This window comes from Streptomyces xanthochromogenes, assembly GCF_014650455.1.
Classification (GTDB): Bacteria; Actinomycetota; Actinomycetes; order Streptomycetales; family Streptomycetaceae; genus Streptomyces; species Streptomyces xanthochromogenes.
Genome location: NZ_BMUZ01000006.1, coordinates 25,426 through 46,939, shown reverse-complemented (window position 1 = coordinate 46,939; position 21,514 = coordinate 25,426). Strand labels below are relative to the sequence as shown.

The window sequence follows — 21,514 nt, the reverse complement described above, 5'->3', positions numbered from 1 at the left end:
CTTCCGCCGTGGGGCGGGGTGGGGCGGTGGGATGCGGTGTGGGGAAGTGGTGAGGAATTCGGCCACGGGGCGCGGAGGGGGCGTGAGTCGGGGCCGTGGGCCGCTGGGGTGCGGGCCGAGGCGCGGGGGGCTCGCCGGCCGTCGGGGGACCGGCCGGAAGGCGCCTGCGGCTCGGGCGGGCGTCGGGCCGGGGCCGCCCGGCCGGGCCGGTTCACCGGCTGCGACGATGCACCTGACGGCCCCGCCCGCATCGAGGACACCGTGCGGCGGGCTCCGGGACGGCCGGGGCGTTCGTCCCCCGGCGCGTCGCCGCGCGGGGACGGGCGCCCGGGCATCTCGGTCGTCCGGCGGCCGTCGCCCACAGCAACATCGCCTGACGAGAAGGGAGTTGACATGACCGACCTCCGTGTCGGCGTCATCGGATACGGGCTGCGCGGCAGCATCGCGCGTACCGCACACCGCCCGGGCCGCGGCTGTGTCGTCGCAGCCGTCGCGGACCCGGACCCCCTGGCCCGCGCGGCGGCCGCCGCGGCCTTCCCCGGCGCGCGGCTTCCGACCGACCCCCGCGAGGTCGTCGACGCGGCCGACCTCGACGCCGTACTCGTCCTCACTCCCGACCACACCCACGCCGACCTCGCCTGCGCCGCACTGCTCGCCGGGAAGCCGGTCTTCGTCGAGAAGCCCCTGGACATCACGGTCGAGCGCTGCGACGAGATCCTGCGCACGGCGCGCGAAACCGGTACGCGCCTCTACGTGGGCCACAACATGCGCCACATGCCCGTGGTGCGGATGATGCGCGACCTGATCGCCCGCGGGACCATCGGCACGGTCAAGACGGTGTGGGTGCGCCACTTCGTGGGGTACGGCGGCGACTGGTACTTCAAGGACTGGCACGCCGAGCGCCGCTACACCACCGGCCTCCTGCTCCAGAAGGCGGCGCACGACATCGACGTGGTGCACTGGCTGTCCGGCGGCTACGCGCGCGACGTGCAGGCCATGGGCGATCTGATGGTGTACGGCGACAACCCGCACCGCCGGGCGCCCGGCGAACCCAAGGCCGACGACTGGTACACCAAGGACGGTCACTGGCCGCCGCACACCCAGCGCGCACTCAATCCGGTGATCGACGTCGAGGACGTCTCGCTGCTCAACATGCGCCTCGACAACGGTGTGCTCGCCTCGTACCAGCAGTGCCACTTCACCCCGGACTACTGGCGCAACTACACGGTCATCGGTGACGCGGGCCGGTTGGAGAACTTCGGCGACGGCCCCGGCGGCCAGGTGAAGGTGTGGAACTCCCGGCGCTCCGAATACCGCGCCGAACCCGACCGGGCGTACGCCATCCCCGACGCCCCGGACGACGCCGCGCACGCCGGGGCGGACCCGCTGATCATCGACGAGTTCCTGCGCTTCGTGCGCGACGGCGGCGTCACCGACACCTCTCCGGTCGCCGCGCGGATGGCGGTCGCGGCGGGCTACGAGGCCACGGCCTCGCTGCGGAGCGGAGGCGCCCCGCGCCGGGTCCCCCCGCTCGACCCCGGCCTCGCGGCCTACTTCGAGCGGGGCCAGCGGTAGCTCGCGGGGGCGCCGCGGCCGGATTCCGCGGGCCCGCTGCCGGTGGTGCGGCGTACGGTCTCCCCATGGTCACCGCCGAGGACGTACGCCGCATCGCGCTCGGGCTTCCCGGGGCGACGGAGAAGCCCGCCTGGGGAAGGCCCACCTTCCGGGTCGCGGGGAAGATCTTCGCCTCCCTGGGCGACGACGACGCCTGGATGGGCGTGAAATGCCCGAAGGAGGAACGGGCCGAGCTGATCGCGGCCGAGCCCGGGAAGTTCTTCCTGCGGGAGGGGCACGACGACAACTACGCGTGGCTGCGGGTGCGACTCGCCGCGCTCACCGGCGACGACGAGCTGAGCGCGATCCTGACCGACTCCTGGCGCCAGGCCGCTCCGCGCAAACTCCTGGACGCCCACCCCGATCCCGGGGCGTAGGGCGCTGCCGGGCGCCCCGGGAAAGGGGTTCGTGACCACCCGACGAAGTGCGGTATTGTTCTCATGCACGAACGGCCGGGGGGAATCCCCAGGTCAGACGGGCATCGGGACGTGGCGCAGCTTGGTAGCGCACTTGACTGGGGGTCAAGGGGTCGCAGGTTCAAATCCTGTCGTCCCGACTTGCAAGAGTCGCAGATCAGGGCCGGTATCGGAGACATCCGACACCGGCCCTTGGTCGTTCTTCCGGGCCCCGCGTTCCCGCGAGCGCCGACCGGCCGACTGACTCGGCGGATCGGGTGGCCTCCCCGACGCAGGTTCCCGTGGCTCGACTTCTCCCCGGGCGGATGCCTGCCAGGCGCAGCCGCCCGCTCCCGACCCCGCTGGTGAGCCGGGCCCCCGGGAGATGGAACGTGGCCGGATGTGCCGGAGCTACGGGAGACGCAGCGCGGTCCGGACCAGATGGGCGACCGCTCTGGACCGACTGTGCGGTGGCCAGGCGATCAGGGTGGTGACCTGCGGCGCGTCGAGCACCGGTACGGCGGCGAGGTCACCGTGCAGTTCGGCTCGGCACGACTCCGGTGAGACCGCGCAGGCACGGCCGAGCGCGACGAGCTGCAACAACTGCGCGTGGTCGCGGACCCGCGGGCCGGGGCCGGGTGGGTAACTGCCGTCGGGGTTGGGCCAGCGCGGCAGGGGCAGGCCGGGCAGCCCCGTGATGTCGGCCATGTGCACATGGGCCCGGACGGTCAGCGGATGCCCGGTCGGCAGGACCGCCACCTGGCCCTCCGTACCGAGCTCCTCGGTGTGGAGCCCTGCCGTCGAGTCGAACGGATGGTGCAGCAGCGCCACGTCGGCCCGGCCCTCGCGCAGCAGCCGTTCCTGCTCGGCCGGGCCGCACAGGAGGACGTCGACGGGGACCGCGCCGGGTTCGGCGGCGTACGCGTCGAGCAGTTTCGCCAGCAGTTCTCTGGACGCGCTGGCCTTCGTGACCAGGGTGAGGGCAGGCCGGCCGGTCGCGGAAAGGGCGGCGCGGCGGGTCCGGCGCTCAGCGGCGTCGACCGCGTCGAGGGCCGCCCGGCCCTCGGCCAGCAGCACCGAGCCGGCCTCGGTCAGCGTGACGCTGCGGCTGGTCCGATCCAGCAGTGCTGCCCCGAGCCGGCGCTCAAGCTTCTGGATCGCCCGTGACAAAGGCGGCTGTGCGATCCCGAGCCGGTGCGCGGCGCGCCCGAAGTGCAGCTCTTCGGCGACAGCGACGAAGTAGCGCAGTTCCCGGGTCTCCATCCGTCCACGCTACTCCGGATCGATACCCGGACGGTATCGTCGCCCACCGCATCGGTCTTGGACCCCGGTCGGCGTTCGGGAGCAGCATGGTTCCCATGAGCGGACGAACGACCGCGCTGGTCACCGGCGCGAACAAGGGAATCGGTTACGAGATCGCCGCGGGCCTGGGTGCCCTCGGCTGGAGCGTCGGCGTCGGCGCCCGCCACGATCAGCGCCGCGAGGCCGCGGTGGAGAGGCTGCGGGCGGCCGGCGTCGACGCGTTCGGAGTACCGCTGGACGTGACGGACGACGCGAGCGTGGACGCCGCCGCACGGCTGATCGAGGAACGGGCCGGGCGCCTCGACGTGCTCGTCAACAACGCCGGTATCGCCGGCGACATGCCGCAGGAGCCCACCCGGGTCGATCCCGCGATCATCCGAACGGTCGTGGAGACCAACGTGATCGGTGTCATCCGCGTCACCAACGCGATGATGCCGCTGCTGCGTCGCTCCGCCTCACCGCGGATCGTGAACATGTCCAGCAGCGTCGGCTCCCTCACCCGGCAGTCGGGAACCGCCGCCGGGCGGACGGCGGGTCCGGTGGCCGTGGCGTACGCGCCATCGAAGACGTTCCTGAACGCCGTCACCCTCCAGTACGCCCGGGAGCTGAGCGGCACGAACATCCTGATCAACGCCGGCTGCCCCGGCTACGTCGCGACGGACCTCAACGGCTTCCAGGGCGTGCGCACCCCCGCACAGGGAGCGGCGATCGCCATCGAACTCGCGACCCTGCCCGACGACGGTCCGACCGGCCAGTTCTTCGAGGACGCCGGCGTCGTGCCCTGGTGACGGGTTCCGTCAGGCGAGCGTCTCGGCGGTGGCTGTGAGGACGGCGCGGCCGAGGACATGGCCGGCCATCGTGAAACCGAGGGCGGCCGGGGTGGCGTCGGCGGGGACGCCGATGGTGTCGACGTCGAGGGCATGCACCACCGTGAAGTAGCGGTGCGGGCCGTGTCCGGCGGGCGGGGCCGCGCCGATGAAGCGGGCCGCGCGGGCGTCGTTGGGCAGTTGGAAGGCGCCCTCGGGCAGCCCCGGGCCGGTCTCGTCGCCGGCGCCTTCGGGCAGCTCGGTGACGGTGGCGGGGATGTCGGCGACCGCCCAGTGCCAGAACCCGGACCCGGTGGGGGCGTCGGGGTCGTAGACCGTGACGGCGTAGCTCCTGGTGCCGTCCGGGGCGCCGCTCCAGGAGAGCTGCGGGGAGACGTCCTTCCCGCCAGGGACGCCGGAGAGACCGGAGTACTGCGCGATCGGCCAGGCGCCGCCGTCGGTGACGGTGGTGCTGACGACGGTGAAGGCGGCCGCCTCGGGGAGGCGGGCGAAGGGGTCGTTGGAACTCATGGTGTTGTCCCTCTCGGATGTGCGTGGGGTGGTGGTGATGCGGTCGGCGGAGGTCCCGCCGTAGCGGCGCCACGAGGCGATGTGGTCCGCTTCCGCTCGCCCTCGATCGAGATCGACGATAACACTGATAATCGATTATCTCTGGGATCGTCTATTGTGTAGTCATGACCCAGACGACCCATACCCCGGCCTCGGCGGGGAAGCAGATGCTCTCCGAGCAGGTCTACACACGCCTGCGGGAGGCGATCATGCGTGGGGATCACGCCCCCGGCGCTCCCCTCAAACCGCAGGACCTGGCCAAAGAGCAGGGCGTGAGCCTGGCCGTCGTGCGTGAGGCGCTCGTGCGAGTGGTCGGCGAGGGCCTCGCCGACCGCCTGCCCAATCGCGGTTTCGCGGTCCCGGCCTACTCCGACCGCCGCTGGCAGGAGATCGCGGAGGCCCGTCGGGCGATCGAACCGGTCATGCTGCGCATGTCCATCGAACGCGGCGATGTGGACTGGGAGGCCCGCGTACGGGCCTCCCACCACCGTCTCGCCCGCACCCCGGCCTACGTACCGGAGGAGGGCGAGCACTACAGCGGCGCATGGGCCGAAGCCCACCGCCTCTTCCACCGCACCCTGCTGGAGGGGTGCGACAACGCCGTCCTGCTGGAGAGCTTCGACCGGATGTGGACCGCGAGCGAACTGGCCCGCCGCTGGTCGGCGTACCGCAACCCCCAGCGGGACGGCGCCCTTGAGCATCGCCGACTGGAGGCCGCGGCCCTCGCCCGCGACGCCGACGCCGCGGCCGAGGTCCTGACCCAGCACCTCACCCAGACCGCGAACGGGCTGACCGACTGCCCCCACCACGAACCGGCGGACGAAGCCTGATGGGCCCTGCCCGCCCGGCCGCACGCCCCCACCCGATCACCGGAACCGGAGCCACAGCATGACCACCCTCGAAGCGAGCACGGGCCGCGACTGCCACAACGCCATCAGCCCCCTGCACTCGGCCGTGTACTTCGCGCCGGAGCCCGAGGACGAACTCGGGGCACTCGGGCTGGAGCGCGGAGCCATGACCTACCTCGCGGGCCGCGCGGCACCGCTCGGTGCCGTCGACGCGGGCACCGTCACCGCGACGTTCTACAACTTCAACCACGAGCACGTGCGGCGGCACATCCCCGCCGCATGGACCGCCACCACACCGGAAGAGGTGCTCTCGGCACGGCTGCGCGGCGCGGACCGGACGCTGCGGCGACTGCTCGGGAAGGAGGCCCTCACGTCCCCGGACATGACCGAGGCGGCCGAACTGGCGCTGCACGCCACCGAAGCCTGCCGCCGGGAGGCGCGACCGCTGTACGCCGCCAACGCCGACCTCCCCGTACCCGAAGCACCGCACCTGGCCCTGTGGCACGCCGCGACGCTGCTGCGCGAACACCGGGGGGACGGCCACCTCGCCGCCCTGGCGGTCGCCGGCCTGTCCGGCATCGAGGCGCTGGTCCTGCACAACGCCACCGGCACGGCACCGACATCGGCCCTGTTCATGCGGACCCGCGGGTGGTCCGCGCGGCAATGGGCCGCCGCCCGGAACCAGTTGCGCGAGCGCGGCCTGCTGGACGAGGCGGGCGGCCTCACGCGGGAGGGCACGGCCCTGCGCGCCGAGACCGAGGCGCTCACCGACCGCCTCGACGCCGCCCCCTACGACCACCTGGGCCCGGCCGCCACCGCACGCCTCACCGAACTGGCCGGCGGCTTCGCCGGAACCCTCAGGGCGGCGGGTGCCTTCCCCGCGGTGCACTTCGGCAAGGGCTGAGGGCCGGGGCCGCGGGCCGGTCCCGGCCGACACCCGGTCACCGCGGCCGGCTTCCGCACCGGCGCACGGCACAGTTGAGGGCACCGCCGTGTCTGAGGGAGGAACGTGTGCTCGGTCTGGAGCTTGTCGTGCTGCTGGGGGTCGCCGTCCTGGTCGGCTCCGCCCTCGGCGACCGGCTGCGCATCGCGCCGCCCGTGGTGCTCATGGTCATGGGCGTCCTGATCGGGCTGATCCCCGCGCTGCGGAAGGTGGAACTGCCGTCCGAAGTCGTGTTGTTGCTGTTCCTGCCCGCGCTCCTCGCCTGGGAGAGCCTCAACACGTCCCTGCGCGAGATCCGCCGCCACCTCACCGATGTCGCCCTGGCCGCCACGCTGCTGGTCATCGCCTCGGCGGCGTCCGTGGCCTGCGTCGCGCACGGACTCGGGATCGGCTGGGGCCCGGCCTGGGTACTGGGCGCGGCCGTCGCGCCGACCGACGCGACCGCGGTCAACGTCGTGGCCCGGCTCCTGCCGCGCCGGGACATCACCCTGCTGCGTGCCGAGAGTCTCCTCAACGACGGTACGGCGCTGGTCGTCTACGGCATCGCGGTCGGCGTGACCGTCGGCACGGAGCACATCACCGCCCCGCACGTCGGATGGCTGTTCGTCCTCGGGTACGGCGGCGGCGCGCTGATCGGCCTCGTCACGGGCACGGTCGTGCAGTGGCTCCGGGCCCGGATGGCGCAGACGGACGCGCTGCGCGGCCAAGTGCTGTTGCTGCTCGCCCCGTTCTCCGCATATCTCGTCGCCGAGGACATCGAGGCCTCGGGCGTGGTCGCCGTCGTGGTGTGCGGCCTCATGCTCAGCCAGAGCGGTCCGCGCACCGTACGGGCCGAGGTGCGGGTCCAGGCACAGAACTTCTGGGTGGTCGCCACCTACCTCCTCAACGGTTCCCTGTTCGTCCTGATCGGCGTCGAACTCGACTACTCGGTACGCGCGATGGGCGACGCCGAGATCCCGCGCGCGCTCGCCACCGGGTTCGCCGTGGCCGGCACGCTCGTGGCGGTCCGCTTCGCCTACTACTTCGGCGTCGCCGGGTTCTTCCGGATCGTCCGCAGGGGCACCGCCCGCGCCTCCGGTACGACGTACTCGGGCCGGCGCCTGACCGTGAGCGCCCTGTCCGGGTTCCGCGGGTCGATCTCGCTGGCCGCGGTACTCGGTGTCCCCGCCCACCTCGACGACGGTGCGGCGTTCCCGTCCCGTCAGCTCATCGTCTTCGTCACCGGCGTGGTGATCGTCGTGACGATGACGCAGGCGCTGATCCTGCCGTGGGTGGTGCGCTGGGCGCGGATCCCGCACGACCGGACGGTCGCCCGGGAGGAGTGGCTCGCCGAGTCCGCGGCGCTCGCGTCCGCGCTCGCGGCCCTGCCGGACCTGGCCACCCGCCTGGAGACGGCCCCCACCGTGCGGGAGGCGATCCTGCGCTCGCACCAACTGCGCGCGGACGCGGTCGCGCAGCGCTGCGCCTCGATCCCGGACGATCCCGAGGAGCTCGCCGTCCACCCGGTGCGCCTCACCGACGACCACACGGCACTCAGCCTCGCGCTCCTCGCCGAGCGCCGCGCGGTCGTCATCAGGCTGCGGGACACGGGCGACATCGACGACACGGTGCTGCGCCGCCTGCAGGGCCGGCTCGACACCGAGGAACTCCACCTGCTGGGGCACGTTCCGGTGGGGGAGTGAGCGGGCCTCTTTCCCGGTCGACGTGATCCAGCTCACGTTACCGGCGGTATCTGAAACGCCGTGTCGCAGGTAAATTGCGAGTACGCGCACGGGTGTCACCACGAGTCTGAGCAAGCGTCAGCGCCCCGAGCGGCAGCGGCTTCCCGCCGCTGCCCCGCCCAGGTGCCCACGAGCGAGAGCGAGGATCTCCGCGATGGAGCAGCAGCACGTCGACGTCCTGGTCATCGGCGCCGGGATCTCCGGTATCAGCGCCGCGTGCCACGTCCTGCGGGACAATCCCGGCGCCTCGGTCGTCGTCCTTGAGCGGCGCGCCCGGGTCGGCGGCACCTGGGACCTGTTCCGGTACCCCGGCATCCGCTCCGACTCCGACATGTCCACCTTCGGGTTCGGCTTCCGCCCCTGGCGTCAGGCGCGCATTCTCGCCGGCGGCGCGGACATCCGGCAGTACGTCGAGGACGCCGCGGCCGACGGTGGGGTCCTCGAACGCATTCGCTTCGGCCGCCGCGCCGTCAGCGCCGACTTCTCGCACGCCGACGGCCGGTGGACGGTCGACGTGGAGGACGAGACCACCGGCGGCCGCGAGTCGTACAGCGCGGGCTACCTCGTCGGCGCGACCGGCTACTACGACTACGACGAGCCCTATCGCCCCGAGTTCCCCGGCGAGGCGGACTACCGGGGCACGCTCGTCCACCCCCAGCACTGGCCCGAGGGCCTCGACCACACGGGCAAGCGCGTGATCGTCATCGGCTCCGGCGCCACCGCCATCACCCTGCTCCCCGCGATGGCCGGGTCCGCCGCGAGCGTCACCATGCTGCAGCGCTCTCCCACGTACATCCTCGCCCTGCCCGAGGTCGACCCGGTCACCGCCGTCCTGCAGAAGCTGCGTGCCCCGGCCCGGCTGACCCACAAGATCGCCCGTACCCGCAACATCGCTCTGCAGCGCGGGAGTTACGCCTTCTGCCGCAAGTACCCCCGGCTCGCCCGCAAGCTCCTGCTCGGCCTCGTGCGGGCCCGGGCCGGCAAGAACGTCGACATGCGCCACTTCAGCCCGCGCTACAAGCCCTGGGACCAGCGGCTGTGCGTCGTCCCCGGCGGCGATCTGTTCAAGGTGCTCAAGAGCGGCAAGGCGGCCATCGCCACCGACCGCATCGACACGTTCACCGCCGACGGCATCCGGCTGAAGTCCGGCAAGGAGCTGAAGGCCGACATCGTCGTCACCGCCACCGGACTGAGCGTCCGGCTCCTGGGCGGCATGGCGCTCAGTGTCGACGGCAGCCCGGTGGACGTCACCAACCGCGTGCTCTACAAGGCCGTCCTGCTGGAGGGCGTGCCCAACATGTCCCTCGTCATCGGATACACCAACGCCTCCTGGACCCTCAAGGCGGACCTGGCGGCCGACTACACCGCACGCCTCCTCGACCACATGCGGCGCCACGGGCACGACATCGCCACCCCGGTGGCAACGGAAGCCGACCGTTCGGAATTCTCCGTCATGGGCGAGGCGCTGACCTCCGGCTACATCGCGCGGGCCGACAAGGTCATGCCGCGCCAGGGCACCCGCGACCCGTGGCGGCTGTGGAACAACTACTACCGCGACCGCGCCATGCTGCGCGGCGCCCCCATCGAGGACGCCCCGCTGCGCTTCGCCAAGGCGGGCCCGTCCGGCGCGGACACCGCGGCCGGCACCCAGGAACCGACCCGCGCCGCCTGACCGCCGGGCCGGTGCCTCCCGGCGCCGCCCCCGGCACCCGTCACGCCGGCTCCGCACGCCGCCCCTGCATCCCGGCCCGGCCCGCGCACCGTCCCTCCGCCCCCGCCGGGGCGGCCCACCAGACAAGCGAGGACGAACATGACCGAGCACCTGACAAGGAAGGCCTACGACGAGCGCCTGCGGACCCTGTCCGAGGGCTCCGTCAACGTCCACTTCAACGCCTTCACCGACATCGCCTGGGACGACCCCGAGTTCGCCGTCGACCCGAGCGACCCGCGCTGGGTCCTCACCTCGGCGGACGCGCTCGGCGCCCACCCCTGGTACCAGGAGCAGCCGTTGGAGACGCGGATCCGGATCGGGATCTGGCGCTGGGCGGTGATCGCCAAGGTGGGCATGCAGTTCGAGAACCTGCTCATGCGCGGAGCGCTGGACTACGTCTACCAACTGGGCAACCAGGACCAGGAGTTCAGGTATCTCACCCACGAGATCACCGAAGAGACCCACCACACCCAGATGTTCCAGGAGCTGGTCAACCGCACCGGCGTGGACGCCGAGGGCGGCAAGCGCTGGTTCCGCCGGCTCAGCCGCGTCCTGCCGCTGCTCGGCTCCCTCTACCCGGAGGCGTTCTTCACCGGCATCCTGGCCGGCGAGGAGCCCATCGACCACCTGCAGAAGGGGGCCCTGCGCAGCGGGGAGCCGGTGCATCCCCTGCCGCAGCGGATCATGCAGATCCACATAGCGGAGGAAGCCCGCCACATCTCCTTCGCGCACGAGTTCCTGCGCCTGCGCGTCCCGCGCTTCGGCAAGGCCCGGCGCGGCGCTCTGTCCGTGCTCTTCCCGCTGATCATGCGCAGCCTGTGCGACGTCATCATGATTCCCGACCGGAAGTCCGCCGAGCAGGTCGGCATCCCGGCCTGGGTGATCAGGGACGTCTTCTGGCGGTCCGAGGCCGGCCGGAAGCTGCTCCACGAGCTCTTCTCCGACGTGCGGATGCTCGCCGAGGACATCGGCCTGATGAACAAGGCGTCCCGGCCGTTGTGGCGGGCCCTGCGCATCGACGGCCGCCCCGCCCGCTTCCGCGGCGAGCCCGCCCCGCTCACCGACTGAAGCCCGCGCGCCGGGGCAGGCCCCCGCGCCGCCTCTCGCCGAACACCCGAACGGAGACCAGCCCGCCGTGCCGTACGTCGTCACCCGATCCTGCTGCGCCGACGCCTCCTGCGTGCTGGCCTGCCCGGTCAACTGCATCCACCCCGCCCCGGGCGAGCCCGGCTTCGGGACCACGGAGATGCTGTACGTCGATCCGCGCACCTGCGTGGACTGCGGTGCCTGCACGACGGCCTGCCCGGTGGACGCGCTCAAACCCCACACGGCCCTCGGCGAGGCGGAGTTGCCGTTCCTGGAGCTGAACGCCTCGTACTACAGGGAGAACGCGCACGCCGACCGTGCCCCCATGTACGTGGTGCCGCGACAACGCCGCCTGCCCGTAGGTGAGTTGAAGGTCGCGGTCGTCGGCGCCGGACCGGCCGGACTGTTCGCCGCCGACGAGTTGCTGCGCCACTCGGGCGTGCGCGTCACCGTCTACGACCGCCTGCCGACCCCGTACGGGCTCGCACGGGCCGGCGTCGCGCCGGACCACCAGGACACCAAGCTGGTCACGGAGCTGTTCGGGGCCATCGAGTCGCAGGCCGCCTTCAGCTACCGCCTCGGGGTCGAGGTCGGCACCGACGTCACCCATGCCGACCTGCTGCGCGAGCACCACGCGGTGATCTACGCGGTCGGCGCCGCGACCGACAAGCGCCTCGGCATCGAGGGCGAGGACCTGGTCGGCAGCGTCTCCGCCACGGACTTCGTCGCCTGGTACAACGGCCACCCCGACCACGCGCACGACGACCACGACCTCGGCTGCGAACGCGCGGTCGTCATCGGCAACGGAAATGTCGCCCTCGACGTCGCCCGCGTCCTCACCGCCGACCCCGACGCCCTGGCCCGTACCGACATCTCCGACCGCGCCCTCGCCGCGCTGCGCGCCGGCCGCATCCGTGAGGTCGTCCTCCTCGGCCGCCGCGGACCCGCCCAGGCCGCGTTCACCGTGCCCGAACTCCTCGCGCTCAGTGCCCTGAAGGACGTGGACGTGTGCGTCGAGGGGTGGCCCGCCGACCTCGCGGCCGATGCCACCGAGAAGACCCGGCTGATGGCGGAGCTGGCCGCCCGCACGCCGGTCGAGGGCCGTCGCCGCATCGTGCTCCGCTTCCTCACCGCCCCGGTGCGGATCGTCGGGGACGGCTCCGTACGAGCCCTCGACGTCACCGCCACCACACTGGGCACCGACGGCGACGGCACCGTCCGCGCCCGGCCCACCGGCGACGTCCGCACCCTGGAGACCGGCCTGGTGCTGCGCTCCGTCGGCTACCGGGCCCGGCCCGTCCCCGGCCTGCCCTTCGACGAGGACACCGCGACGGTCCCGCACGAGTCCGGCCGGGTCGAGCCCGGCGTCTACGTCGCGGGCTGGATCAAGCGGGGACCGACCGGCTTCATCGGGACGAACAAGACCTGTGCCCACGAAACGGTCGAATCCCTCCTGGACGACTTCGCCGCCGGGCGCCTCACCAGGCCGGTGTCCACCGCGGGCACGCCGGGGAACGCCCTGGGCCTTGACGCCTGGCGGGCCATAGACCGCGAGGAGCGGGCGACGGGCGAGGCCCAGGGGCGTCCCCGCGTCAAGCTCACGGACACCGAGTCCCTGCACCGCGCGGCGGCGCGGGCCGTTCCGGCGGCACGCGGCTGAGGGCCCCGGCGGCCGGGCCCGCACCGGTGCCGGGGAGCACGCTCAGTGCCGCTCCAGGTCCGACACGCGCTGCTGCGGCGACACTTCCACGCCCAGGTCCCGCAGGGTCGCGTCGAGGACCGCCCAGACCGAGCGGCACAGCATCGCGCGCAACTCCTCCTCGGACTGCTCACGCCGCTCGTCGCGCACCCACTGGTTGACCGCGGTGTCCACGAAACCCACGATGCCGATCGCGACCGAACGGATCGGGGCCTGCGGCACCCCGAGCGCCTTGAGGACGTCCCCGAACCGGTCGCTCAGCATCAGGGCGATCGCCGTCTTGGTGTCCGCCACCAGCGAGCCGTCGCCCATCGCGTGCTCCGCGACCCCCATGTAGGCGTACAGGCGCGGGTGTTGGGCCACCCAGTCCAGGTGCGCGCCCACCACCCGGTGCACGGCGTCCTCGACGGTCCCCTCGAAGCTGAGGGTGGGTTCCATCCGTCGCAGGAACGAGTCCACCACCCGGCGGCGGATCAACGCGTCCAGATGGGCGCGGTCCTTGAAATGCCGGTACAGCACCGACCGCGGCAGCCCCACCCGCTCGGCGAGACGCTGCACGCGAAAGCGCGTGCCCTCCTCCTCGATGAGCGCGACGGCGGCGTCCACCAAGTCGACCTGACGCTGCGCCTTGTGCTCGTCCCACCGGGTGGAGCGTCCATCGATCTGCGGCTCTCCGCCGGTTCTGTCCGCCACCTCGTCAGGGTATCGGACCGGATCGGCGCGCCCCCGGGTCCGGGTGACGGCCGGAGCACCCGACGATCTACAGTCGGCCGCATGAGTCGTTGGCAGGAATTGACCGGTGGAACGTCCGGAGCCGAGTACGCCGCGCGCTTCGAGGCGCTGGTCCGTGACGGAAAGGACGTGCACGGCGAGGCGGCGTTCTGCGCGGCCCTGCTGCCGCCGGGCGCCCGGGTGCTCGACGCCGGGTGCGGGACCGGGCGGGTCATGATCCGCCTTGCCGAGCTCGGGTACGACTGCGTCGGCGTCGACCTGGACGCCTCGATGCTGGAGGTGGCGCGGGAGCGGGCGCCCCGACTGCCCTGGTTCCAGGCCGATCTGTCCGCATTCGATCCGGCCCCGCTCGGCATCGCCGCGGACTTCGACCTCGTCGTCGCCGCCGGGAACGTCCTGCCGCTGGTGACGCCGGGCACGGAGGCCGCGGTGGTCCAGCGGCTGACGGCGGCCCTGCGCCCGGGCGGCCTGCTGGTCGCGGGCTTCGGCCTCGACGCCGCTCATCTGCCGGTGCCGCCGTCCTTCACGCTCGCGGAGTACGACGCCCACTGCGCCGCCGCCGGCCTCGCCCCCGTCGCCCGCTTCGCCACCTGGGACGCGGCTCCCTACGACGACGGCGGCGGCTACGCCGTCAGCGTCCATCGCCGCGACCGCTGACCCCGGGCACACCGAGGAGGCGGCCGGGCGCGGAGCCGCAGGACTCCCTCGTCCGCGCCGCTCACCGCCCGTGCGCTGTCCCGGAGTTCGAGGTGGTCCTGTGCGGTGACGCTCCGTGAGCGGGCTCGCATCGAGGTCCGACGGCGGTACCGGTACGGGTGACATGTCGTGGTGGAAGAGCGATTACGATCCGGGCTCATGAGCACCTCGGATCAGGAACAAGCGGTGGGCGCGGCGCCGGAAGGGCGCGGAGCGTCGAACGCGGCGGAGGCGACGGTACCGGGCCAGGCCTCGAAGCGGCCCTCGGGCGGGCGGGGCGGCGCTGCGGCCGGGGATGCGAGAGATGCGGGCGCGGGCACCGACGCGCCGGGAGGCGCCGGGACCGGCGGCCCGGAAGGCGGGCCCGCCGATGCGCCCGACGCGGCGGAACTCCCGGGAGCGGGCGGGCCCGAGGCCCCGGGACGTTCAGGGCGAGCCACGCCCGGAGGTGCTGCCGAGGCGCGTGAGCCGGACGAGGGCACCGGGTCCGGCGGGGCGCCCGGCCCCGACCCGGCCGACCGCCCCGCCTCTACCGAGGCCGACCGTGCCGCCTCCGCCGGCCCCGACCCGGCCGACCGCCCCGCCTCTGCCGAGGCTGACCGTGCCGCCTCCGCCGGCCCCGACCCGGCCGACCGCCCCGCCTCTGCCGAGGCCGAGCCGGCTTCGCCCAGCCGTCCCGAGCGTGCCGGTATCCCGGAAACCTCCCGGCCCGCCGCCCCGGCCAGGTCCCCCCAACTACCGCAGGGGACAGCGGACTTGGCGGCCGCAGGCGACGAGCCCGAGGCCGAGCAGCCCGAGCCCGAGGTGCGGCAGGGCATGGCGCCCTGGAAGGCCCGGCGGGTCCGCATGGTGGCCGCCGGTGTGCTCATGGCGGCCATGGGCGTGATCCTCGTGGTCCGACTGGCCACCCGCTCGTCCGTGCTGGTGGTCGGTGTGTACGGGCTCGCCCTCATCCTCTGCGGCGTGGTGATCGAGCTGAGCCGCAACGGACGCACCCGGCTCGGCTCCTGGCTGCTCGTGGTGGGCCTGGCGGCGGCGTTCGGCATGGACTGGTTCGTCCTGCCGTAACGGCCCGCGGCGGCGAACGCCGCACGACCGCGTGCGGGGGAGTATCCCGCTGTCGCGACGCTCGGCCGTCGCGCCCGCCCTGGTCTCGGGGTGCGATGCGGGAGCGATCGTGTCCGCCCGTACGGCGAGGGCCGCGCCGAGGGACTCCTCTCGTGGAGCCGACCCTCGAACCGGGCCGCCCGGGGCCTCCCCGGCTCGAAGAGGCCTCGCAGGACCTCGTGGAGCCTCGCGCGGGACTGCCTTCCGCCCGGTCCCGGAGGGGGTGCCGGCCCTCGGCCGGGCCGGGCGCGACGGCCCCGCCGCGCCCAACCCGCCCCGGCGTCGCCGCACATATCCACCGTTCACACACCAACCACCCCGCACCACACGGGGGTTGGCCACCCCCTCACGCCCCACCCGTTGACATGTACCCGCCTCACGGTGAATCTTGATGCTCGAAACTCCTCGGTTCCAAGCATGAACACGCACGCCGCGCCCGGCTGTTGCTCGGTACGAACGGAGAACGAAACCTTGCGGACCCCCTGGCATGGCTCCCACCCGCCCCGACGGCCCGCCGTCGCCGTCCTCTCGGTGCTGGCGCTCGCCCTCACCGCCCTGGCCGTTCCGGCCGCCCACGCCGAGGGCGAGACGCCGCCCGGCGGCACCCTGGACAGCGGGACCAAGTCCCTGACCTGGCAGAGCCCGGTCTACGAGAAGGGCACCGTCGACTCGCCCGACAAGTGCCCGCAACCCGCGCAGGACCCGGACGGTGCGGTCTGCGCCCGCTTCGACCTGACCGTGAAGCCGCCGGCCGGGCAGTGGGACGACAACCCGGAGGGCGGTGTGCCGGTCTCCGTCCAATGGGCCACCCCCACCGACGACTTCGACCTGTACGTCTACGACGACGCCGGCAAACAGGTCGCCTCCAGCGCGGGCACCGCCGACCCCGAGGCCACCGTCATCCCGAAGGCGTCGGGGACGTACCACGTGGTCGTCGTCCCCTACGACGTGCACCACAACTCGTTCACGGGCACCGCCTACCTGCCCGAGCCGACCGATGCCGGGAACCTCACCTCCTTCGGCGGCAAGAGCGGCACGTACGACATCGCCGCCGGGGCGCTCAAGGCGCGGGTGGACTTCCTCGCCGACGACACGATGCGGCTGCGTGCCGCCCCGGACGGGACGTTCACCGACCCGCCCGGCAGCCACATGATCCAGAGCAGGCCCGAGCCGCAGCGGAACACCAACTCCTTCGACGCGGGCGTCTATTACGGAATCCGCAGCAAGGACGTCGTCCTGCGCGTCTACAAGAAGCCCCTGCGCTTCGCGCTCTACAAGGGCGACAACAAGACCGTGATCTGGTCCGAGGCCGACCCGCTGCGCTGGACCTCCGGCGGCATGCGGCAGAGCCTGACGCGCGGCGCCGACGAGCAGTTCTTCGGCGGCGGGGAACAGAACGGCAGCTTCTCGCACCGCGACCAGGTCATGAACGTCGGCAACAACACCAACTGGAACGAGGGCGGCTGGAACAACTCCCAGCCCTTCTACATCTCGTCCGCCGGATACGGCGTCTTCCGCAACACCTTCACGCCCGGTGCGTACGACTTCGGGCCGCGGGTGCGGACCGGACAGCAGGAACGGCGCCTGGACGCCTACTACTTCACCGGCGACGTGAAGTCCGTCATCGGCAAGTACACCTCGCTGGTGGGCAAGCCGTTCATGCCGCCGGTGTACGGGCTCGAACCGGGCGACTCCGACTGCTACCTGCACAACGCCAACCGGGGCGAGCGGCACACCCTGGACGCGCTGAAGGTCGCCGACGGGTACACCCGGAACCAGATGCCGCTCGGCTGGATGCTCGTCAACGACGGCTACGGCTGCGGCTACGAGAACCTCGCCGAGACCGGCAAGGGACTCCAGGCCCACAACGCCCAGCTGGGGCTGTGGACCCAGGACGGCCTCGACAAGCTCGCCGAGCAGGTCAAGGCGGGCCAGCGGGTCGCGAAACTGGACGTCGCCTGGGTCGGCAACGGCTACGGCTTCGCCCTGAACGCCTGCGACCAGGCGAAGTCCGGCATCGAGGACAACAGCGACGCGCGCGGCTTCGTATGGCTGCCGGTCTCCTGGTCCGGCGCCCAGCGCTGCGGCGTCCTGTGGAGCGGCGACCAGAAGCTCAGCTGGGACTATCTGCGCTGGCAGATCCCCACGTACGCGGGTGCCACGCTCTCCGGGATCGCGTACAACACGGGCGACGTGGGCAGCATCTTCGGCCACGACCCGAAGATGTACGCCCGCGACCTGCAGTGGAAGGCGTTCCTGCCCGCCATCATGACGATGGACGGCTGGGCCAAGGACCTCACCACCGGCAAGGCCGCCGATCAGCAGCCCTGGCTCGACGGCGAGCCGTACGCCTCCATCAACCGGAAGTACCTCCAGCTGAAGGAGCGGCTCATCCCGTACATGTACGGGCTCTCCAAGGACGCCACGAAGACCGGCGTCGGCGCGGTCCGCCCGCTCTCCCTGGAGTACCCGGACGACCCCAACACCCTTGGCGCGAACGCCAAGTACGAGTTCCTGGCCGGACCCGACTTCCTGGTCGCGCCCGTCTACAGCGACACCAGCGTCCGCAACGGCATCTATCTGCCCAAGGGCACCTGGACCGACTACTGGACCGGCAGGACCTACCAGGGTCCCACGACGATCGACGGCTACGCGGCTCCGCTGGACACCCTGCCCCTCTTCGTGAAGGGCGGCTCCATCGTGCCGATGTGGCCCAAGGGCACCACGTCCTGGCAGAGCCGGGACAAGGGCGAGCTGGACTACGACATCTATCCGAAGGCGGGCAGTTCCTCCTACACGCTGTACGAGGACGACGGCGTCACCCGGCAGTTCGCCAAGGGCGCCTCCGCCACCCAGCGGGTGCGGGTCACCTCGGCCGGGAGGGCCTCGGTCATCGACGTCGGTGCGGCCGTGGGCAGTTACCAGGGCAAGCCCGCCTCTCGTGCGTACCGGTTCACCGTCCACACCAAGGCCGCCCCGGGCATCGTCGCGCTCGGGGGCACGCGTCTTCAGCGCTACGGTTCCGCGGCCGGGCTGGCCGCGGCGGGCACCGGCTGGTTCTTCGATCCCGCGACCGGGGTGACGGAGGTGAAGACGCCGTCGCGGTCCACCGCGCACGGCTTCGCCGTCGAGATCGCGTGACCTGAGGACCGCCACCGGGTCGGGGGCCGTGCCGTGAGCCGTCCGGTGCGGCCCCTCCGCATGCGCGCGGGGGAGGCTGGGGCAAGATCGACGCAGGACCGCACAGCCCCGACCGCAGGAGAGGGATTCGATGTCATTCCGCGCCATCCGTGTGTCCAAGGACGAGCAGGGCCACCGCGTCGACACGGTCGCCCTGGAGGAGCACGACCTCCACGAGGGCGATGTGACCGTCGCCGTGGACTACTCGACGGTCAACTACAAGGACGGCCTCGCGCTCGTCCACGGCAAGGGCGTCGTGCGGACGTATCCGCTGGTGCCCGGCATCGACTTCGCGGGCACCGTCGAGTCGTCCTCGCACGCCTCGTTCGCCCCCGGCGACAAGGTGGTGCTCAACGGGTACGGCGTGGGGGAGGAGCACGACGGCGGGTTCGCGCAGAAGGCCCGGGTCAGCGGCGACTGGCTGGTCCCGCTGCCCGCCGCGCTCACCACCCGGCAGGCCGCCGCGATCGGCACCGCCGGCTACACCGCGATGCTCAGCGTGCTCGCGCTTGAGGACGCGGGCCTCACCCCCGACAGCGGCGATGTGCTCGTCACCGGGGCCGCGGGCGGTGTCGGCTCGGTCGCGGTGACGCTGCTCGCCAAGCTGGGGTACCGGGTACTCGCCTCCACGGGGCGGCCCGCCGAGGCGGACTACCTGCGTGACCTCGGCGCGGCCGAGATCGTCGACCGTGCCGAACTCTCGTCACCCGGCCGCCCGCTCGGCAAGGAGCGCTGGGCCGGCGCGGTCGACTCGGTCGGCAGCCACACCCTGGTCAACGTCCTCGCGGGCACCCGCTACGGCGGCACGGTCACCAGCTGCGGCCTCGCCCAGGGCCCCGACCTGCCCGGCACGGTCCTGCCGTTCATCCTGCGCGGGGTGACCCTGGCCGGCATCGACTCCGTACAGGCCCCGATGGACCGCCGAGTCCGCGCCTACGAGCGCCTCGCCCGGGACCTCGACCTGACGCGCCTGGAGAAGATGACCACGCTCATCGGCCTGGACGAGGTGCCGGGCGTCGCCGAGCGCATCCTCGCGGGGCAGGTGCGCGGCCGGACCGTGGTCGACGTCAACGCCTGACGGGCTCGCACCCGGCGAGGCCAGGAACGCCGTCGCGCTGGACGTCCGAGGCGCGCCCGGGCCGCGGGCCGGCGAGGGACGCTGCCTGCCCGGGCCCGCCGCTCAGGCCGTGATCCGTACCGCCGGTTCCGGGGTCGGGAGGTCGGTGGGCAGGGCCGTGGGGAGCGGGGTGGGGAGGTCGGCGGGGGTGGCGCCGGTCAGCATGATCACGCCGCGGGCCGCTACGGCCGCCGACGCGGCGGCGGTCAGCCAGCCGAGCGGACCGCCGTGGAAGCTCTCGCCGAGCAGCGCCACTCCGATGACCGCGGCGGCCGCCGGGTTGGCGAGGTTCACCACGGCCAGCGGGGCGGCGAGGCCGCCGCGGTAGGCCGCCTGCGAGAGCAGGAGGCCGCCGACGGCGAACGTCGCCACGAGCACCGCGACCAAGGCGGTGCCCCACCAGGGCAGCGGGCCGCCGGGCAGTTCGCGGGAGAGCGAGGCGGTGACCGTCTGGGTCAGCGCGGAGGCCACACCGGAGGCGATGCCGGACGCGGTGGCGTGGCCGAGGCCGGTGCCGCGGGCCGAGTGGGCCCCGGCCCGCACCAGGAAGGCGAGCAGCAGCGCGGTGGCCGCGGCGATGGCGAGCGCCTCGCTCAGGCTGAGCGCGTCGCCGGGGCTCGCGGGCCCGGTGACCGCGATCAGCCCGGTGAGCCCCGCCAGCGTCCAGGCCGCGCCGCGCCACTCGCGCCGGGTGACACGGCGCCGCGCGTAGTACGCGGACAGCGGCAGCGCGGCGACCAGGGTGAGGGCGCCGAGCGGCTGGACCAGGGTGAGCGGGCCGTAGTGCAGCGCGGCCACGTGCATGAGGGCACCGGCGGCGTTGAGGCCGACGGCCCACCACCACAGCGGCCGGGTGAGCAACTGGCCCATGCCGCCGCCGCCCTGGGCGGCGAGCCGGGACTGGCCGACGGCGGCCAGCGCGTAGCCGGCGGCCGAGGCGAGCGAGAGCAGGATGGCGAGCAGCGCGGATTCGTTCATCGCACGGCCTCGGAGAGCTGGGGCGCGGGGGTGCGCGCGGAAACTGCGGACGCTACGGGTGCCTGCTGGGGCACGGGCGCCGGGTGCGACTGCGGGGTCGTCCCGGGCGCGTTCTGCGGCACGGACGGCCGACGAACCGCCCGCTTGGATGCCGCAGGCAACTGTGTGGGCCGCTTCGGCGCGGGCACGAAGTACAGCACGGTGCCGAGGAGCGCCGTGGCCACGATGGCGTCCAGCCAGTAGTGGTTCGCGGTGCCGACGACCACGAGCAGGGTGAGCAGCGGGTGCAGCAGCCACAGCCACCGCCGGCGGCTCCGGGTCGCCATGATCATGCCGATCGCGACCATCAGCGCCCAGCCGAAGTGCAGCGAGGGCATCGCCGCGAACTGGTTGGCCATCGTGTCCGTGTCCGGCGTCGACGCGTACACGGAGGGGCCGTAGACCTGTGCGGTGTCGACGAGTCCGGCCGTGGTGAGCATGCGCGGCGGGGCCAGCGGGACCGTGATGTGCAGCACCAGGGCCGCGGCGGTGAGGCCGGCGAGGACCCGGCGCGACCACAGGTAGTGACCCGGGCGGCGCAGGTACAGGTAGACCAGGAAGGCCACGGTGGCCGGGAAGTGCACGGTCGCGTAGAAGGTGTTGGCGGCCTTCACGAGGGTGTCGCTGTGCAGCAGCAGATGCTGGACGGCGCCCTCGCCGGGCAGGTGCAGTGCGCGCTCCCAGCTCCACACGCGATCCGCGTTGTCGAACGCCCTCGCCTCGTGCCCGTTGGCCAGCTGACGGCCGAACTTGTACACGAGGAAGAGCGCGGTCACGAGCAGCAGCTCGCGCACCAGGGGCGGCCGTGCGGCGGTCGTCTCCGGTCCGGCGGGGCGGGTCTGACGACGCGCCCCCGTGGTTATACCGGCAAACATGCTCCGGCCCCTTTGAACCTGGATCGATACGAAGAAAAAACACAAGCAAACAGAGGAAGGCTAGAGCGAAACTCATCGAGACGCAAACGTCTCGA

At 72.8% G+C, this 21,514-nt stretch carries 18 protein-coding genes and 1 tRNA gene; 14 read left to right on the top strand and 5 right to left on the bottom strand.

Features of this window, described 5'->3' with window-relative positions; translation table 11 throughout:
• The first annotated feature begins 393 nt into the window (after positions 1 to 393).
• The 3 genes from IE267_RS17055 to IE267_RS17045 all read left to right on the top strand — a co-directional run bounded on the left by IE267_RS17055 (position 394) and on the right by IE267_RS17045 (position 2,170).
• Complete coding sequence (locus IE267_RS17055; protein ID WP_189763810.1) at positions 394 to 1,575, top strand: Gfo/Idh/MocA family protein; 1,182 nt, start codon at positions 394 to 396, stop codon at positions 1,573 to 1,575.
• 65 nt (positions 1,576 to 1,640) lie between these two features.
• On the top strand, positions 1,641 to 1,991 hold the full coding sequence (locus IE267_RS17050; protein WP_189763809.1) for an MmcQ/YjbR family DNA-binding protein: 351 nt from the start codon (positions 1,641 to 1,643) through the stop codon (positions 1,989 to 1,991).
• A gap of 105 nt (positions 1,992 to 2,096) precedes the next feature.
• Positions 2,097 to 2,170 (top strand) — tRNA-Pro (locus IE267_RS17045).
• 250 nt (positions 2,171 to 2,420) lie between these two features.
• Here the strand turns inward: IE267_RS17045 and IE267_RS17040 are convergent.
• Positions 2,421 to 3,272: a LysR family transcriptional regulator gene (locus tag IE267_RS17040; protein WP_189763808.1), complete on the bottom strand. Its 852-nt coding sequence runs from the start codon at positions 3,270 to 3,272 to the stop codon at positions 2,421 to 2,423.
• Positions 3,273 to 3,367: 95 nt separating this feature from the next.
• Between IE267_RS17040 and IE267_RS17035 the strand changes: the two genes are divergently transcribed.
• The gene (locus IE267_RS17035; protein ID WP_189763807.1) at positions 3,368 to 4,099 is read left to right on the top strand and encodes an SDR family oxidoreductase; all 732 of its coding nucleotides are present in this window, start codon (positions 3,368 to 3,370) and stop codon (positions 4,097 to 4,099) included.
• 9 nt (positions 4,100 to 4,108) lie between these two features.
• On the opposite strand, the gene IE267_RS17030 is transcribed toward IE267_RS17035, so the two are convergent.
• Entirely contained in the window at positions 4,109 to 4,648 is a 540-nt protein-coding gene (locus tag IE267_RS17030) for a YbhB/YbcL family Raf kinase inhibitor-like protein (RefSeq protein WP_167152190.1), read from the bottom strand.
• A gap of 164 nt (positions 4,649 to 4,812) precedes the next feature.
• On the opposite strand from IE267_RS17030, the gene IE267_RS17025 reads away from it, so the two are divergent.
• The 6 genes from IE267_RS17025 to IE267_RS17000 all read left to right on the top strand — a co-directional run bounded on the left by IE267_RS17025 (position 4,813) and on the right by IE267_RS17000 (position 12,656).
• Positions 4,813 to 5,517: a GntR family transcriptional regulator gene (locus IE267_RS17025; protein WP_167152188.1), complete on the top strand. Its 705-nt coding sequence runs from the start codon at positions 4,813 to 4,815 to the stop codon at positions 5,515 to 5,517.
• Between the two features lie 58 nt (positions 5,518 to 5,575).
• Positions 5,576 to 6,439: an SCO6745 family protein gene (locus IE267_RS17020; protein WP_167152186.1), complete on the top strand. Its 864-nt coding sequence runs from the start codon at positions 5,576 to 5,578 to the stop codon at positions 6,437 to 6,439.
• A 107-nt stretch (positions 6,440 to 6,546) separates the two neighbouring features.
• On the top strand, positions 6,547 to 8,160 hold the full coding sequence (locus IE267_RS17015; protein ID WP_189763806.1) for a Na+/H+ antiporter: 1,614 nt from the start codon (positions 6,547 to 6,549) through the stop codon (positions 8,158 to 8,160).
• 193 nt (positions 8,161 to 8,353) lie between these two features.
• A complete protein-coding gene (locus IE267_RS17010; RefSeq protein WP_189763805.1) occupies positions 8,354 to 9,871 on the top strand; it encodes a flavin-containing monooxygenase in 1,518 nt (505 codons plus the stop codon).
• Between the two features lie 138 nt (positions 9,872 to 10,009).
• Positions 10,010 to 10,978 (top strand): AurF N-oxygenase family protein, encoded by a 969-nt coding sequence (locus IE267_RS17005; RefSeq protein WP_167152180.1) that lies wholly within the window; start codon positions 10,010 to 10,012, stop codon positions 10,976 to 10,978.
• A gap of 67 nt (positions 10,979 to 11,045) precedes the next feature.
• Positions 11,046 to 12,656 (top strand): FAD-dependent oxidoreductase, encoded by a 1,611-nt coding sequence (locus IE267_RS17000; protein ID WP_189763804.1) that lies wholly within the window; start codon positions 11,046 to 11,048, stop codon positions 12,654 to 12,656.
• A 42-nt stretch (positions 12,657 to 12,698) separates the two neighbouring features.
• Here IE267_RS17000 and IE267_RS16995 read toward each other — a convergent pair whose 3' ends face one another.
• Positions 12,699 to 13,388 (bottom strand): TetR/AcrR family transcriptional regulator, encoded by a 690-nt coding sequence (locus tag IE267_RS16995; protein ID WP_189763803.1) that lies wholly within the window; start codon positions 13,386 to 13,388, stop codon positions 12,699 to 12,701.
• 81 nt (positions 13,389 to 13,469) lie between these two features.
• Here IE267_RS16995 and IE267_RS16990 point away from each other — a divergent pair, with 81 nt between their 5' ends.
• The 4 genes from IE267_RS16990 to acuI all read left to right on the top strand — a co-directional run bounded on the left by IE267_RS16990 (position 13,470) and on the right by acuI (position 19,488).
• Positions 13,470 to 14,084, top strand: coding sequence for a class I SAM-dependent methyltransferase (locus IE267_RS16990; protein ID WP_167152174.1), 615 nt, complete (start codon positions 13,470 to 13,472; stop codon positions 14,082 to 14,084).
• Between the two features lie 198 nt (positions 14,085 to 14,282).
• A complete protein-coding gene (locus IE267_RS40430) occupies positions 14,283 to 15,191 on the top strand; it encodes a DUF308 domain-containing protein (RefSeq protein ID WP_373304559.1) in 909 nt (302 codons plus the stop codon).
• A gap of 510 nt (positions 15,192 to 15,701) precedes the next feature.
• Positions 15,702 to 18,371 (top strand): glycoside hydrolase family 31 protein, encoded by a 2,670-nt coding sequence (locus IE267_RS16980; RefSeq protein ID WP_229861277.1) that lies wholly within the window; start codon positions 15,702 to 15,704, stop codon positions 18,369 to 18,371.
• Positions 18,372 to 18,501: 130 nt separating this feature from the next.
• Positions 18,502 to 19,488, top strand: coding sequence for an acrylyl-CoA reductase (NADPH) (gene acuI / locus IE267_RS16975; protein WP_189763801.1), 987 nt, complete (start codon positions 18,502 to 18,504; stop codon positions 19,486 to 19,488).
• 102 nt (positions 19,489 to 19,590) lie between these two features.
• Here acuI and IE267_RS16970 read toward each other — a convergent pair whose 3' ends face one another.
• Positions 19,591 to 20,505, bottom strand: a complete 915-nt coding sequence (locus IE267_RS16970) for a DMT family transporter (RefSeq protein ID WP_189763800.1) — start codon at positions 20,503 to 20,505, stop codon at positions 19,591 to 19,593.
• Entirely contained in the window at positions 20,502 to 21,419 is a 918-nt protein-coding gene (locus IE267_RS16965) for a phosphatase PAP2 family protein (protein ID WP_189763799.1), read from the bottom strand. Before IE267_RS16965 ends, IE267_RS16970 begins: the two co-directional genes overlap by 4 nt.
• Positions 21,420 to 21,514: the final 95 nt, after the last annotated feature.